The organism is Rahnella perminowiae (assembly GCF_019049755.1).
GTDB lineage: Bacteria > Pseudomonadota > Gammaproteobacteria > Enterobacterales > Enterobacteriaceae > Rahnella > Rahnella perminowiae.
Window position 1 is genome coordinate 1 of the sequence record NZ_JAFMOS010000024.1, and the last position, 259, is coordinate 259.

Here is a 259-nt window from a genome sequence, read left to right on the forward strand (position 1 = left end):
CATAGACGTCAGGATCAATCTGCGAGGGTTTTAATGTGGTTTTAGTTGCCTCGCGTAAGGAATCATTATTCCAAAAGGAGGCGTTAACCGGATCGCTGAGGTCTAAACCGTCAACATGTGTCTTGCCTCCCCTGGGACTCACGAAATCAATTTCATATCCTTCTTTTGTGAGTACATCGTAGGGGTGAGACACCTCAGAAAGATAGAAACCACTGGGTGCGGCATCTTTACTCTCGGCTTGACCTTTACGGTCATGGCT

1 protein-coding gene is annotated in these 259 nt (G+C 47.1%); it reads right to left on the reverse strand.

Annotation, left to right across the window (positions count from 1 at the left end; genetic code table 11):
- A partial coding sequence (locus J1785_RS00105) for a type 1 glutamine amidotransferase family protein (protein WP_476655342.1) occupies positions 1-259 on the reverse strand: 259 nt, incomplete at both ends.